At 68.4% G+C, this 13,877-nt stretch carries 13 protein-coding genes; 10 read left to right on the top strand and 3 right to left on the bottom strand.

Annotated features, from left to right (window positions below; translation table 11 throughout):
- The first annotated feature begins 169 nt into the window (after positions 1-169).
- Entirely contained in the window at positions 170-1,366 is a 1,197-nt protein-coding gene (gene fabV / locus FG99_RS03130; protein WP_043267236.1) for an enoyl-ACP reductase FabV, read from the top strand.
- A gap of 58 nt (positions 1,367-1,424) precedes the next feature.
- Here fabV and FG99_RS03125 read toward each other — a convergent pair whose 3' ends face one another.
- Positions 1,425-2,375 (bottom strand): alpha/beta fold hydrolase, encoded by a 951-nt coding sequence (locus FG99_RS03125; RefSeq protein WP_043267235.1) that lies wholly within the window; start codon positions 2,373-2,375, stop codon positions 1,425-1,427.
- A 212-nt stretch (positions 2,376-2,587) separates the two neighbouring features.
- On the opposite strand from FG99_RS03125, the gene FG99_RS03120 reads away from it, so the two are divergent.
- From FG99_RS03120 to FG99_RS32430, 9 genes are all read left to right on the top strand, one after another.
- The gene (locus FG99_RS03120) at positions 2,588-3,406 is read left to right on the top strand and encodes a substrate-binding periplasmic protein (RefSeq protein WP_043267233.1); all 819 of its coding nucleotides are present in this window, start codon (positions 2,588-2,590) and stop codon (positions 3,404-3,406) included.
- Between the two features lie 25 nt (positions 3,407-3,431).
- Positions 3,432-3,773, top strand: coding sequence for a DUF4398 domain-containing protein (locus FG99_RS03115; RefSeq protein WP_009621471.1), 342 nt, complete (start codon positions 3,432-3,434; stop codon positions 3,771-3,773).
- Positions 3,770-4,582 carry an OmpA family protein gene (locus tag FG99_RS03110; protein ID WP_009621473.1) on the top strand — a complete coding sequence of 271 codons (813 nt, stop codon included), beginning with the start codon at positions 3,770-3,772 and terminating at the stop codon, positions 4,580-4,582. Before FG99_RS03115 ends, FG99_RS03110 begins: the two co-directional genes overlap by 4 nt.
- Positions 4,583-4,722: 140 nt before the next feature.
- The gene (locus FG99_RS03105; protein ID WP_043267231.1) at positions 4,723-5,358 is read left to right on the top strand and encodes a response regulator; all 636 of its coding nucleotides are present in this window, start codon (positions 4,723-4,725) and stop codon (positions 5,356-5,358) included.
- Positions 5,359-5,487: 129 nt separating this feature from the next.
- Positions 5,488-6,927: an aminotransferase-like domain-containing protein gene (locus FG99_RS03100; protein WP_043267229.1), complete on the top strand. Its 1,440-nt coding sequence runs from the start codon at positions 5,488-5,490 to the stop codon at positions 6,925-6,927.
- Positions 6,928-7,016: 89 nt separating this feature from the next.
- Entirely contained in the window at positions 7,017-8,669 is a 1,653-nt protein-coding gene (locus FG99_RS03095) for a vWA domain-containing protein (RefSeq protein ID WP_043267227.1), read from the top strand.
- A 1-nt stretch (position 8,670) separates the two neighbouring features.
- Positions 8,671-9,255, top strand: coding sequence for an RNA polymerase sigma factor (locus FG99_RS03090; protein WP_043267225.1), 585 nt, complete (start codon positions 8,671-8,673; stop codon positions 9,253-9,255).
- Positions 9,252-9,884 (top strand): hypothetical protein, encoded by a 633-nt coding sequence (locus FG99_RS03085; RefSeq protein ID WP_043267222.1) that lies wholly within the window; start codon positions 9,252-9,254, stop codon positions 9,882-9,884. Before FG99_RS03090 ends, FG99_RS03085 begins: the two co-directional genes overlap by 4 nt.
- A gap of 108 nt (positions 9,885-9,992) precedes the next feature.
- Positions 9,993-10,520 (top strand): hypothetical protein, encoded by a 528-nt coding sequence (locus tag FG99_RS32430; RefSeq protein ID WP_051878418.1) that lies wholly within the window; start codon positions 9,993-9,995, stop codon positions 10,518-10,520.
- Between the two features lie 309 nt (positions 10,521-10,829).
- On the opposite strand, the gene FG99_RS03075 is transcribed toward FG99_RS32430, so the two are convergent.
- Positions 10,830-12,656 (bottom strand): long-chain-acyl-CoA synthetase, encoded by a 1,827-nt coding sequence (locus tag FG99_RS03075; RefSeq protein WP_043267220.1) that lies wholly within the window; start codon positions 12,654-12,656, stop codon positions 10,830-10,832.
- 175 nt (positions 12,657-12,831) lie between these two features.
- On the bottom strand, positions 12,832-13,653 hold the full coding sequence (locus FG99_RS03070) for an SDR family oxidoreductase (protein WP_043267218.1): 822 nt from the start codon (positions 13,651-13,653) through the stop codon (positions 12,832-12,834).
- Positions 13,654-13,877 lie beyond the last annotated feature (224 nt).

The following is a 13,877-nucleotide window of genomic DNA, read 5'->3' as shown; positions in this document are numbered from 1 at the left end:
AGCGGGTTCTTTCATTTCCGGCCCCGGGTTTCCCGTGTTCGCCGCAGGGGATGACCCATTGGTCACGAATCTTCTCCCGGTTGCGCCCAAGAGAAGGTGTCTCATCTACAATGCGCGACGTCTTCAGTACCTGAACCTGTTCTAACGGCACCTGGCAAACGAGGTTTTCATGATCATCAAACCGCGCGTGCGTGGCTTCATCTGCGTCACTACCCATCCGACCGGCTGCGAAGCCAACGTCAAGGAACAGATCGAGTACGTCGAGGCGCATGGCCCCATCGCCAACGGTCCGAAGAAGGTCCTGGTGATCGGCTCGTCCACCGGCTACGGCCTGGCCGCGCGCATCAGCGCCGCCTTCGGCGCCGGCGCCGCCACCCTGGGCGTATTCTTCGAGCGCCCGGGCAGCGAGACCAAGGCCGGCACCGCCGGCTGGTACAACTCGGCGGCCTTCGAGAAGTTCGCCCACGCCAAGGGCCTGTACGCCCGCAGCATCAACGGCGATGCCTTCTCCGACGAGGTGAAGAAGGTCACCATCGAAACCATCAGGCAGGACCTGGGCAAGGTCGACCTGGTGGTCTACAGCCTGGCCGCCCCGCGCCGCACCCATCCGAAGACCGGCGAAGTCTTCAACTCGGTGCTCAAGCCGGTGGGCAAGACCGTCAACTTCCGCGGCCTGGACACCGACAAGGAAGTGATCAAGGAAAGCGTGATGGAGCCGGCGACCCCCGAGGAGATCGCCAACACCGTCGCGGTGATGGGTGGCGAAGACTGGCAGATGTGGATGGACGCGCTGCAGGAGGCCGGCGTGCTGGCCGATGGCGCCAAGACCACCGCCTTCACCTACCTGGGCGAAGAGATCACTCACGACCTGTACTGGAACGGCTCCATCGGCGCCGCCAAGAAGGACCTGGACCAGAAGGTCCTGGGCATTCGCGAGAAGCTGGCCGCCAGCGGTGGTGACGCCCGCGTATCGGTGCTCAAGGCCGTGGTCACCCAGGCCAGCTCGGCCATCCCGATGATGCCGCTGTACCTGTCGCTGCTGTTCAAGGTGATGAAGGAGAAGGGCACCCACGAGGGTTGCATCGAGCAGGTCGACGGCCTGTTCCGCGACAGCCTCTACGGCAGCCAGCCGCACCTGGACGCCGACGGCCGCCTGCGCGCCGACTACAAGGAGCTGCAGCCGGACGTGCAGGACAAGGTGAAGGAACTGTGGAACCAGGTGACCAACGAGAACCTGTACCAACTGACCGACTTCACCGGCTACAAGACCGAGTTCCTGCGCCTGTTCGGCTTCGAGATCGCCGGGGTGGACTATGAGCAGGACGTCAATCCGGACGTGCAGATTCCCGGTCTGATCCAGCTTTAAGCGCTGATCTTCGCTCCGCACAGAACCGGCGCCCAGGCGCCGGTTCTGCATTCCGGCTTCAGCGAATCGCGGTGCGCTGGGCCCTGGCCTGTTCGAGGAAGTCCAGGTAGCGGTTGGCGGTCTCTTCCGGGCGCTCGATCATCGGCACGTGGCCGCAGTCGCGCAGGATGGCCACGCTGGGATGCCTGAGCAGCGGCTTCATCACCTCGATGCTGGAAACGTCCAGCACGCGGTCGCGGTCGCCCCACAGCAGCAGGGTGGGCGCGGTGATCTTCGGCAGCTCCGGCTCCAGCGGGATGTAGCGCTCGCGCAGCTGGCCGAAGATGTAGGCGTTGAGCTGGCTGCGCTGCACGCCGCGCTCGCCCAGGTACAGTTGCAGGCGCTCGGGCATCGGCGGGCGCTGGTAGAAGACGAAGTCCATCAGCCCGGAAAAGTCCTCGGGGCGGCTCAGCACCAGCGGGTTGGACTGCCCGCCGAGCACGCGCCTGAACAGCTCGCTCTGCTGCGGGGCCATGATCCCGGCGTTGTCGAACAGGCCCACGGAGAAGGCCATGTCCGGATGCCGCGCGGCCATCAGCGCGACTATCTGCCCGCCCATGGAGTTGCCCACCAGGTGCAGGCGGCCGATGCCCAGGGCCTTGGCGAAGTCCACCAGGCGCTCGGCCTGGGTGCCGACGTCGTAGCTGATGGCCTGGGGCTGGCTGCTTTCGCCGAAGCCGGGCAGGTCGGGGATGAGCACGTGGTAGCGCGAGGTCAGGAAGCGGGCGAAGCGCGGCCAGTTGTCCTTGTCGGCGCCGAAGCCGTGGACCAGCAGGACGGTCTCCGCCTCGCGCGGGCCACCCTCGTAGTAGCGGATGTCCAGGCCGTCGACGCGCACGCTCTGCTCGTCCAGGCCGGCGCGGGTGCGCTCGACGAACTGGGCGCTGGCCAGCAGGGTGGAAGGGAAGGCGTAGAGCACGCCGGCGCCGGCGGCCAGCAGCAGGACGAGGGCGAGCAGGACTTTCTTCATCGGTGATCCTTGTGACCGTGGGAGCGGAAATCGAGGGGCGGGAAGGGAACGCGACGGTTCCCGGCTTGGCGTATCCACCTGAACAGTGACATGCTGCACTGGCGTCCGAATTCGCCTAGTCTGACCCTTCGCTCAGAACTTTTTCTTACAGAAGCTAGCATGTCGTCGTCATACGCACCGCCCTCCCTTTCGCCGGTTCGCGAGGACCGCGCATGATCAGGCGCAGCCGCGTCCTGCTGGCCATGGTCGGCCTGCTGGCGCTGTATGCCCACGCCCAGAGCAGCCAGTGTTCGGTGCTGGTGGCCAGCGGCAACCCGGAATACCCGCCGTTCCTCTGGCGCGACCCCGCCCAGCCGGAGCGCCTGGTCGGGGCCAGCGCCGAGCTGCTGGAGCAACTGGGCAAGTCCATGGGCGTGAGCATCCGCGTGCGCTACACCGGCTCCTGGGCCCGCGCCCAGGAAGAGGCGCGCCTGGGCCGCGTCGACCTGCTCGCCGGCGCCTTCCTCACGCCCGAGCGCGAGGCGATCATGGACTACATCCGCCCGGCCTTCCTCAGCACCGACAACGTGGTCTGGGTGCACAAGGGCGAAGGCTTCCCCTACGCCCGCTGGGAAGACCTGCGCGGCCACAAGGGCGGCACCCTGGTGAACAACAGCTTCGGCGCCGCCTTCGACGACTTCGCCGAGCAGCAGCTGACCCTGGAAGAGGTGCCCAGTGTGGCCCAGGCCTTCCAGAAGCTGGCCCTGGGGCGCACCGACTACGTGCTCTACGAGCGCTTCCCCGGCCTGGCCACGGCGGCCCGGCTGGGCCTGCAGCAGCGCCTGCAGCCGCTGGAGCCGCCGATCTCCAGCGAAGGGCTGTACCTGACCCTGGCCCACGCCTCGCCCTGCTACGGCCCGGAACTGCGCGGACAACTGCAGGAAAAGATGACAGAATTGATTGCCGCCGGCGTACCGCAGCGCCTGTTGCAGCGCAACCTGCAGCGCTGGCAGGCCGAGCAAGCGCGGTCCGCCGCCTCTCCCACGCAGTAGAGAAGATTTCGTGAGCAAGCCAAGCATGACCCTCCCCGGGCTGTTGCTGTGCGCCCTGGCGGGATGCGCCAACGACCCGCTTCCCAACGAGCAGATGCGCCTGACCGAGCAAGCCCTGGACCAGGCCCGGGCGGTCGGCGCCACGGACGAGGTGGCCGAGTTCAAGCTGGCCGAGGACAAGTACCAGGCCGCCCGCGAGGCCCTGGCCGGCGCCGCCAACAAGCGCGCCCGGCAGCTCGCCGAGCAGGCCGAGCTGGACGCGCGCCTGGCCGAGGCCAAGGTGCTGACCGGCAAGAGCGCCGCGCAACTGGCCGAGCAGGGCAAGAGCATCCAGCGCCTGCGCCGCCAGCTGGGGGAAGTGAAATGAGCCCGCGCCGGTTGATGCCATGCGGCCTGGTCGCCGCCGCCCTGGCCCTGGCGGGCTGCACCCACGGGCAACTCGCCGAGCAGTCCCTGGAGCGCGCGCGCAGCGAGTTCCAGGCGGTCAAGGACGACACCGGCGTGCTGCACAGCGCGCCGCGCGACGTGATCCGCGCCGGCGAGTCCCTGGCCCGCGCCGAGCGCCTGTCCAGCTACTGGGGCAGCAACGACGACGTGCTGCAGTACGCCTACCTCAGCCAGCGCTACAGCGAGATCGCCCGCGAGCGCAGCAACCTGGCGCTGAACCAGGAGCGCCTGGCCCGCCAGCAGCTCGACCGCGAGCGCCTGCAGCTGGCCCTGCGCGAGGCCAAGCTGGCCAGCGTGCAGGAGCAGAGCAAGTGGCTGGAAGAGCAGATGGTCAGCCTGGCCACCGACCAGACCGAGCGCGGCCTGGTGCTGACCCTCGGCGACGTGCTGTTCGACAGCGGCGAGTCCGACCTCAAGCCCGCCGCCAACCGCACCGTGCTCAAGCTGGTGCAGTTCCTCCAGCTCAACCCGCGGCGGGTGATCCGCATCGAGGGCTACACCGACAACCAGGGCGACGAGCAGGAGAACCAGCAGTTGTCCCGGGACCGCGCCCAGGCGGTGGCCGACGTGCTAACCGACCTCGGCGTGGACGCCAAGCGCATCCAGGTGCAGGGCTTCGGCGAGGCCTACCCGGTGGCGGACAACGCCTCGTCCCTGGGCCGCGCGCAGAACCGCCGCGTGGAAATCGTCTTCTCCGACGACAAGGGCCAGCTCGGCGCCCAGCGCTGAGCCCCTGGCGCCGGGCGGGCCGGCCCGGCGCTGCTAACCTGTTGGCAGGGTGGCATCTCGAAGCTGTTCGAGGGTCGCCTTGGCGAAAATACGCCGATGGGACCACCCCACTCCGGGGCGTCCGCCAGCAGGAACCCGCAATGCCCTTCAAACGTGAAACTCTCAAAGCCCTCGTCGCCGATGCCCAGCCGCTGACCGGCTGGGGGTTGCAGCGCTACCTGGCCGACCAGAGCCAGGTGCAGGTGCTGGACTGGGTCACCGATACAGATTCGCTGCTGCGCCAGTTGAGCGAACGCCCCGACCTCGATCTGCTGATCACCGAGATGGCCTTGCCCGGCTCGCGCGGGCGCGATGGCGTGCACTTGCTCGAATGGCTGCAGCGCAACTACCCGCAGCTCAAGGTGCTGGTCTACTCGGTATCGGGGGCGCCGCTGATGGCGCGGGCCTCGCTCAAGTGCGGCGCCAGCGCCTATGTCTGCAAGCGCAGCCCGTTGTCGGTACTGGACGAGGCGGTGACGCGGATTCGCCAGGGGCTGGCCTACACCGACCCCACCCTGCGCCCGCAGCGCCATACCGGCCAGCCGCTGAGCCCCACCGAGATCGACATCCTGCTCCGCCTGTCCCATGGCGCCACGGTCGGCGAGATCGCCGAGCGCACCAGCCGCAGCGTTTCCACCATCAGCACCCACAAGCGCAACGCCATGAGGAAGCTGGGCGTGACCAACGACGCGCAACTGGTGATCGCCGGCATGCTGGACTGGCTCGGGGAGTTCTGAGGCGCTCTGGCGCGCGGCCTGCGCCGATCATCGGCGGCGGGCTGTATCGGCATGTTTCCCTGCTACTGTTCTGGAACAGTTTCGAGTTTTTGGCTACTGTTTCGGTCCAATGCCCGAGGGATCGCCGCCATGAGCAATCTGCTTCTGTACCAACGCATCGCCCAGCAACTCGCCGAGGACATCCGCCGCGGCGTCTACCAGCCGGGCGAGCGCGTGCCCTCGGTACGCAAGCTGAGCACCCAGCTCAACGTCAGCCACGCCACCGTGCTGCAGGCCTACGCCACCCTGGAGGACCAGGGGCTGATCCGCGCGCGCCCGCAGTCCGGCTTCTACGTGCATCACACCCCGGCGCTGACCGCCTCGACCCCGGACATCGCGCGGGTCGAGCGCCCGGGCCTGGTGACCCGCAGCAGCATCATCAACCAGGTGCTGGCCGAGGCGCGCCGCGAGGGCGTGTTCCCCCTGGGCGCGGCGGTGCCCCACGTGGACTACCTGCCGGTGCGCGCGCTGCACCAGCAACTGGCCAAGGTCACCCGCTTCTCCAGCCCGCGGGCCTTCAGCTACATGTTCAGCCCCGGCTACGAGCCGCTGCGCCGCCAGGTGGCGATCCGCATGCGCGACGCCGGCGTGGTGGTCGATCCCAGCCAGGTGACCATTACCCACGGCTGCGTGGACGCCATCCACATGGCGCTGCGGGTGATGACCCGCCCCGGCGACCTGATCGCCACCGAATCGCCCAGCTACTACGGCCTGCTGCAACTGGCCGACATCCTCGGCCTGAAGGTCATCGAGATCCCCAGCGACCCGCTCACCGGCATCAGCCTGGAAGCCCTGCAGCTGGCCGCCAACCAGTGGCCGATCAAGGCCCTGGTGCTGACCGCGCGGCTGTCCAACCCGCTGGGCGGGACCATCCCCGAGGAGCGCCAGAAGCAACTGCTCAAGCTCACTTCCGAGCACAACATCGGGGTGATCGAGGACGACATCTACGGCGAGCTGATGTTCGACGAGGGCCAGACCAAGTCACTCAAGGCCCACGACCGCGAGGGCAGGGTGGTGTACTGCTCGAGCTTCTCCAAGACCATCTCGCCGGGGGTGCGCATCGGCTGGATCATCGCCGAGCGCTACCAGGAGGAAATCCGCCGCCTGCAGACCTTCACCACGCATTCGGCATGCACAGTGACGCAGATGGGCGTGGCCGCCTACCTGGAGAACGGCGGCTACGACCGCCACCTGCGCTACATCCGCCAGGAGTACCGCAAGAACATGACCGCCTACCAGCTGGCGGTGCAGCAGTACTTCCCGGAGGGCACGCAGATGACCCGGCCCAAGGGCGGCTTCATCCTCTGGGTCAGCCTGCCGGCCAAGGTGAACACCAAGGAACTGCACGTGCGCGCGCTGGAGCAGGGCATCAGCATCGCCCCGGGGCTGATCTTCAGCAACACCGAGCAGTTCAACAACTGCCTGCGCCTGACCTGCGGCATCCCGTGGAACCGCGAGGCGGAGCGGGCGATCATGACCCTCGGCATGCTGGCCTGCCAGCTGTGCCAGGAGGAGCAGATCGCTGCCTGAAACACCTGGGGTTGAATAGGGTTGATGCTTAACCCGTTTTGGCTGACGGCCTCGTCTGAAGGTTTGACTCCTTCACCGAGGCCGCCGCCATGTTCCTTCCCGCTTCCGCCTTCCGTCCCCTCGCCATCGGCCTGCTGCTGGCCGTGGGCGGTTGTGGCCAGTCCACCCAGCAACAGGCCGCCCAGCCTTCGATGGCGAAACAGGCGCCGCGCGCCGACCTGGCCGCCAAGAGCGAGGCCCGCCGTGCTGCCACGCCGATGCTGGAAAGCTACGCCCTGCCCGTGGCGCCCGAGCCGTTGCCGGCCGGCTATCGCGACCAGGACCGCGAGCAATACCAGAAGCTGGCGCAGAACCCGGTACACAGCGTCGCCGAGGCGCCGGTGTCGACCTTCAGCATCGACGTGGACACCGGCAGCTACGCCAACGTCCGCCGCCTGCTCAACGAGGGCCGCCTGCCGCCCCAGGGCGCGGTGCGCCTGGAAGAGATGCTCAACTACTTCCCCTATGCCTACGCGCCGCCCAGCGACGACAGCCCCTTCGGCATCACCACCGAGCTGGCGCCCACGCCGTGGAACCCGCACACCCGGCTGCTGCGCATCGGCATCAAGGCTTCGGAGCGCAGCGTCGAGCAACTGCCGCCGGCCAACCTGGTGTTCCTGGTGGACGTCTCCGGCTCCATGGACCGCCGCGAGGGCCTGCCGCTGGTGAAGGGCACCCTCAAGCTGCTGGTGGACCAGTTGCGGCCGCAGGACAAGGTGTCGCTGGTGGTCTATGCCGGCGACTCGCGGGTGGTGCTGGAACCCACCTCGGGCAAGGACAAGGCGAAGATCCGCGCGGCCATCGAGCAATTGCAGGCCGGCGGCTCCACCGCTGGCGCGGCAGGCATCGAACTGGCCTACCGCATGGCGCAGCAGGGCTTCATCGACAAGGGCATCAACCGCATCCTGCTGGCCACCGATGGCGACTTCAACGTCGGCGTCAGCGACTTCGATAGCCTCAAGGCCATGGCCGCCGAGAAGCGCCGCAGCGGGGTGTCGCTGACCACCCTGGGCTTCGGTGTGGACAACTACAACGAGCGCCTGATGGAACAACTGGCCGACGCCGGCGACGGCAACTACGCCTACATCGACAACCTGCGCGAGGCGCGCAAGGTGCTGGTGGAACAACTCGGCTCGACCCTCGCGGTGCTGGCGAAGAACGTGAAGCTGCAGCTGGAATTCAACCCCGCGCAGGTCAGCGAGTACCGCCTGCTGGGCTACGAGAACCGCGCGCTGAAACGCGAGGACTTCAACAACGACCAGGTCGACGCCGGTGAGATCGGCGCCGGGCATACGGTCACCGCGCTCTACGAAATCGTCCCGAAAGGGCAGAAGGGCTGGCTCGAGCCGCTGCGCTACCAGGTCGAGGCCAGGCCCGCCGACAAGGGCGACGAACTGGCCTGGCTGCGGGTGCGCTGGCAGAAGCCGGAGGGCGGGCCCAGCCAGCTTGTCGAACGCCCGATAGCCACAACCGGCGCTACCGATCTGGCCCGGGCCAGCGACGACCTGCGCTTCGCCGCGGCGGTGGCGGCCTTCGCCCAGCAGCTCGACGGCGCGCGCTACACCGGCGGCTTCGACCTGGGCGATACTCTGGCCCTGGCCCGAAGCGCGCGCGGCGACGACCCGTTCGGCCTGCGCGGCGAGTTCCTCCAACTCGTCGAGCTGGCGCGCAGCCTGCAAACCCCCTTGGCACGGAACCCCTGACTTGACCACGGACGAAGACGACGCCGCGCTGCTGCGGCGCTACCGCAAAGGCGATGCCGAGGCCTTCGCCACGCTCTACGCGCGCCATCGCCTGGGCCTGTACCGCTTCCTCTGCGGCCTGGGCGGCGACGTTGCCCAGGCCGAGGAAGTGTTCCAGGAAACCTGGCTGAGCCTGATCCGCAGCGACAGCGAGCCCGAGGGCCGGGCCAGCTTTCGCACCTGGCTGTACCGGATCGCCCGCAACCGGCTGATCGACCACTGGCGGCGCAACGGCCGGCGCAGCGCGCAGCACGAGGCCTTCGACGAGCAGTTGCACGGCGAGGCGCTGCCCGGCGAGGCCGAGGACCCGCTGCGGCAGCTGAGCCTGAGCCGCGACCGCGAGCGCCTGCAGCAGGCCCTGGAGGCATTGCCCGGCGAGCAGCGCGAAGTGTTCCTGCTGCGCGCCCACGGCGACCTGGAGCTGCAGGAGATCGCCGAACTGACCCGCACGCCCGCCGAGACGGTGAAGAGCCGCTTGCGCTACGCGTTGCAGAAACTGCGCCGGTTGCTCGCCGACCCGGCGGCGACCCAGGAGGTAGCCCCATGACCCGCCATCCGCAGCGGCCGGACGCCGAGGAAGCCGAGCTGCTCGAGCATTTCCGCCGGCACGGCGGCGAGCAGCCCCCGGCGCAGCTGGACGCCCGCATCCTGGCCGCGGCCCGCGCCGCCGTGCAGCCGCGCGCGAGTGCCTGGCAACGCCTGGGCCGCTGGCTGTTCGGCCGGCCACAGCGCTGGTCGGTGGCCCTGGCCGGGGTGGCGACCCTGGGCATCGGCCTGAGCCTGGCCTTGCGCACCTTCGAGGAAGCCCCGCGCTACGACGCCGTCGCGCCGGCCATGGTCCCGGCGCCCAAGGCCGAATCCATGGCCCGCTCCGCCCGCCAGGCCGCCCCGGCGCTGTATTCGGCGCCAGCCGTCCCCGCCGCGGCGCCGGCGCCGCAGCTGGAACAGCGCAAGCAGATGGCGGAAAGCGCGGTAGCCGCCGACGCGGCAGCGCCCATGGCCAAGCGCAGCGCCGAGCCGGCCCCGGCGGAACCGCAGGCCAGCCTGCGGCGCCTGGCCGAGCTGCGGCGGCAGGGCGACCAGGCGGCCGCCGCGAGCCTGCGCGAGGACCTGCAGCGGCGTTATCCGCGCTTGGATATCGACGCCGAGCTGCGGCGCCTGGAGGCCCGCCCTTGAGAGCCTGAGCGCGTCCATCGGAATTGCCTTCGGATTGATCCGAGCCTCTTGTCTTACAGATCAACTAAGGCGAGGATGGCGCGCCTCTGGCCATTTGCCTGCCCCGTGATGTTGCGACGCTTCGTTCTGCTGACCCTCCTGCCGCTGTTGCTGAGCGCCTGCGGCGATGCCGACAAGACGCCACCGGCCAAGGCCGGGGCGCCCGCGGTGGCGCCCGCCGCCCCGGCGGAAAAGGCCCCGCCGCCCGAACCCGCGCCCAGGCCGGCGCCCGCCGCCAGCGCGAAGCCGGCCGCGCCCAAGGCGGAACTGGGCAAGCCCCTGGCCCCCGAGCGCCTGCCGGTGGCCGACGCCAAGCCGAAGAAAGCCGCCGAGCCCAGCGTGAACAAGCCGCTGCCGCCCTCCAAGCTCGACCTGCGCTTGCCCAGGGACGTGCTGCACGGCCTGGAACCGGGCCGCGCCCTGCGCGAGGACCTGGACAAGCCGCTGCTGCCGCCGATGTTCGAGGAGAAGGAGAGCCCGTTCCAGGTGGGTGGCCGGTTGATCCAGCGGGAGCGCGGGGAGCGTAGCGATCCCAGTGACGACAGCTGGCATTCGGAGATTCGTGGGGCGGAGGTGCAGTTTCAGTTTCGCAATTGAGTCGGGGGGCTCTTCGTAGGAGCGAGCTTGCTCGCGAATGGAGTTTCCCTGTAGCTGCGGTGCTTTCGCTGGACTCCGTACCCTCTCCCCAGCCCTCTCCCTGAAGGGAGAGGGGGCTTGTTCGTGCCGGCTGAAGGTATGGTTTCAGCCGGATGCCGTAACGTCCGGCTGACTCAGGAATATCCAAGCACTCCGAACGGTCCCCTCTCCCTTCAGGGAGAGGGTTAGGGAGAGGGCGCTCTTCAGGCCCAGCACCGAAGCCACCCGCAGCCCCCCTTCGCGAGCAAGCTCGCCCCTACGGAAAGCCCGTCAGAACCGATGTTCCCCGCGCTGGATGGCCCCGAACACCCCCTCATCCAGCGGCCGATAATCCACCTCGCCCGGCAACCGCACGAACAGCGCCTCGCCAACCTGCCGCGGATCGAACCCGGCGCTCTTCAGGTCGGCCTTCTTGTACTTGAAGGTCCCCGTGGTCTCCACCTGCTGCAGAAGCCGCAGGAACAGCGGCACGGCATAGGCCGGCAGCTCGCGGTCCAGGTGTTCGGCCAGTGCCTTGCCGTCCAGCGCCTGGCCGGGCGCCAGGCGTAGCGCGGCCATGCCGCAGCGGCCGTCGGTGCCGGGGATTTCCACGCCGTAGACCACCGCGTCTTCCACGCCGGGGAAGGCGCCGAGGACGTTTTCCACCTCGGTGGTGGAGACGTTCTCGCCCTTCCAGCGGAAGGTGTCGCCCAGGCGGTCGACGAACTGGGTGTGCTTGAAGCCCAGGTCGCGCATCAGGTCGCCGGTGTTGAACCAGGCGTCGCCCTTCTTGAACACGTCGCGGTAGATCACCGCCTGGGTCTTGGCCGGGTCGGTGTAGCCGTCGAACGGCCACTTGTCGCTGATCTCGCTGATCAGCAGGCCCGACTCGCCCTTGCCGACCTTCTCCATGAAGCCCTTGGCGTCGCGCAGCGGCCGGTCGTTTTCCAGGTCGTAGCGGACGATGGCGTAGGTGGCCGGGGAGAAGCCCACGGTGTTGTCGAAGTTGAAGACGTTGGTGAAGCCGATGTTGCCTTCGCTGGCGGCATAGAACTCGGTGATCCGCTCGATGCCGAAGCGGTTCTTGAACTCGCCCCAGATGGACGGGCGCAGGCCGTTGCCGATCATGCAGGTCAGGCTGTTGTCGCGCTCTTCCTCGCAGGGCGGCTGGTTGAGCAGGTAGCGGCACAGTTCGCCGATATAGCCGAAACAGGTCGCGTTGTAATGGCGCACGTCCTTCCAGAAGGCCTTGGCGGAGAACTTGCGGCGCAGGGCGATGGCCGCGCCGCCAGCCAGCACCGCGCTCCAGCACACGGTGACGGCGTTGTTGTGGTAGCAGGGCAGGGTCAGGTAGAGCACGTCTTCGCGGCTCAGGCCCAGGCCGGAGTGGCCGAAGCCGCCGTAGGCCTTGATCCAGCGCCCGTGGCTCATGATCGAGGCCTTCGGCAGGCCGGTGGTGCCGGAGGTGTAGATGTAGAAGCAGGCGTCCTTCAGGCGCACCTGGGCGGTTTCCGCCAGGTTGTCGGAGCTTTGGGCCTGGGCCAGGCGCATCAGGTTGGCCCAGCCCGCCGGGGCCTGGCCGGGGTCGCGCAGGGTATCGTCGTCGGCCACCCAGTACAGGCGTTCGGCGCCGCCTTGCAGGTTGGCGCGGACTTCGTCGAAGGCCTCGCGCAGTTCCTCGCCGACCACGAAGTGGCCGGGGCCGACCAGGTTCAGGCTGTGGGCCAGCACCTGGCCGCGCTGGGTGGTGTTGATCAGCGCGCCCACGGCGCCGAGCTTGGCCAGGGCGGCGAGGGTCACCAGCAGTTCGGCGCGGTTCTCCAGCATCACCGCGACCACGCTGCCGTGCTTCACGCCCTCGGCCTGGAAGGCGTGGGCCAGGCGGTTGGCCCAGCCGTTGAACAGGGCGTAGGACAGGCGCCGCTGGCCTTCCAGCAGGGCCGGGGCGTCCGGGTACAGGCGCGCCGCGCGCTCCAGGGCCCAGCCCAGGGACAGGTTCTTCTCGCGGTTGCGGATGCCGGTGTAGTAGAGCCCGCGCAGCATGCGCGGCACGCGCCCGAGGGTGGCGGGCAGGTGGGCGATGAAGCGGGTGGGGGTGATCAGGTCGGCATGGCTCATTGACGCGGGCCCTTGTTGTCGTTGTTGTCTGGCGTGTGCACGCCCGTTCGACTCTAGGGCGCTGGCGAGGCTGGGGCTATGACTCTGGCGCGTTTTGCGGGGGGCAGTTGGGTCAAGGGGAGCTGGAAGCTTGAAGCCGGAAGCTGGCAGTCAAAAGCTGCGACGCCTCCAGCCTTTAGTCCAGAAACAGATCCGGCACCAGCGGGCCGCCCTGCGGATCGAAGCGATATTGCTCGAAGTCGGTCTGGCCCTGTTCACGGAGGATTTCCTCGTCGATCAGCAGGCGCCCGCTGATGCTGCGGCCCGTGCTGTCGAGGATGGCGTGGGCGGCGTCGGCCATGATCGCCGGGGTGCGGGCGCGCTTGAAGGCGTCGCGGCTGCCCAGCTCGAACTCGATGGCAGCGGTGGCGATCATGGTCTTCGGCCACAGGGCGTTGACGCTGATGCCGTACTTCCCGAACTCCTGGTGCATGCCGAGGGTGAGCATGCTCATGCCGTACTTGGTGACCGTGTAGGGGCCGTGCTGGGCGAACCATTTTTCGGCCAGGTTCAGCGGCGGCGACAGGCTGAGGATGTGGCCCTGGCTCTGCTTCAGGTAGGGCAGGGCGGCCTGGCTGCAGACCATCACCGCGCGGGTGTTGATCTGGTACATCAGGTCGAAGCGCTTGGGCTCCAGGCGCTCCACGCCCACCAGCTTGATGGCGCCGGCGTTGTTGACCAGCCCGTCGATGCCGCCGAAGTGCTCGGCGGCGCGGGCCATGGCCTCGCGCACGGCGTTCTCGTCGCGCACGTCCAGCTGCAGGGCCAGGGCCTTGCCGCCGGCGGCCTCGACTTCCTCGGCGACGCTGAAGATGGTGCCGGCGAGCTTCGGATGGGGTTCGGCGCTTTTCGCCGCGATCACGATATTGGCGCCGTCACGCGCGGCGCGCAGGGCGATCTCGCGGCCGATGCCGCGGCTGGCGCCGGTGATGAAGAGGGTCTTGGCGTTCAGGGACATGGTTCGGCTCCGTGTTCTTGTTGTGTTCGGACTGCACTTCTTGTAGGAGCGAGCTTGCTCGCGAATGGGGTTTCCCGGTAGCTGCGGTGTTTTCGGTGGACTCCGTACCCTCTCCCCAGCCCTCTCCCTGAAGGGAGAGGGGGCTTGTTCGTGCCGAGAGAAGGTATGGTTTCAGTCGGTAATCACTGTGCTAGCCGGCTAACGTCGAACTATCAGCATCTGCC

The organism is Pseudomonas sp. AAC, from assembly GCF_000725445.1.
GTDB lineage: Bacteria > Pseudomonadota > Gammaproteobacteria > Pseudomonadales > Pseudomonadaceae > Pseudomonas > Pseudomonas citronellolis.
The sequence above is the reverse complement of the archived record's forward strand: the minus strand, read 5'-3'. Positions and strand labels throughout refer to the sequence as shown.

What these genes read in the sequence shown, in the direction of transcription:
- fabV (WP_043267236.1), top strand. Translation starts at nt 170, where the DNA reads ATGATCATCAAACCGCGCGTGCGTGGCTTCATCTGCGTCACTACCCAT.
- FG99_RS03125 (WP_043267235.1), bottom strand. Translation starts at nt 2,375, where the DNA reads ATGAAGAAAGTCCTGCTCGCCCTCGTCCTGCTGCTGGCCGCCGGCGCC.
- FG99_RS03120 (WP_043267233.1), top strand. Translation starts at nt 2,588, where the DNA reads ATGATCAGGCGCAGCCGCGTCCTGCTGGCCATGGTCGGCCTGCTGGCG.
- FG99_RS03115 (WP_009621471.1), top strand. Translation starts at nt 3,432, where the DNA reads ATGACCCTCCCCGGGCTGTTGCTGTGCGCCCTGGCGGGATGCGCCAAC.
- FG99_RS03110 (WP_009621473.1), top strand. Translation starts at nt 3,770, where the DNA reads ATGAGCCCGCGCCGGTTGATGCCATGCGGCCTGGTCGCCGCCGCCCTG.
- FG99_RS03105 (WP_043267231.1), top strand. Translation starts at nt 4,723, where the DNA reads ATGCCCTTCAAACGTGAAACTCTCAAAGCCCTCGTCGCCGATGCCCAG.
- FG99_RS03100 (WP_043267229.1), top strand. Translation starts at nt 5,488, where the DNA reads ATGAGCAATCTGCTTCTGTACCAACGCATCGCCCAGCAACTCGCCGAG.
- FG99_RS03095 (WP_043267227.1), top strand. Translation starts at nt 7,017, where the DNA reads ATGTTCCTTCCCGCTTCCGCCTTCCGTCCCCTCGCCATCGGCCTGCTG.
- FG99_RS03085 (WP_043267222.1), top strand. Translation starts at nt 9,252, where the DNA reads ATGACCCGCCATCCGCAGCGGCCGGACGCCGAGGAAGCCGAGCTGCTC.
- FG99_RS32430 (WP_051878418.1), top strand. Translation starts at nt 9,993, where the DNA reads ATGTTGCGACGCTTCGTTCTGCTGACCCTCCTGCCGCTGTTGCTGAGC.
- FG99_RS03075 (WP_043267220.1), bottom strand. Translation starts at nt 12,656, where the DNA reads ATGAGCCATGCCGACCTGATCACCCCCACCCGCTTCATCGCCCACCTG.
- FG99_RS03070 (WP_043267218.1), bottom strand. Translation starts at nt 13,653, where the DNA reads ATGTCCCTGAACGCCAAGACCCTCTTCATCACCGGCGCCAGCCGCGGC.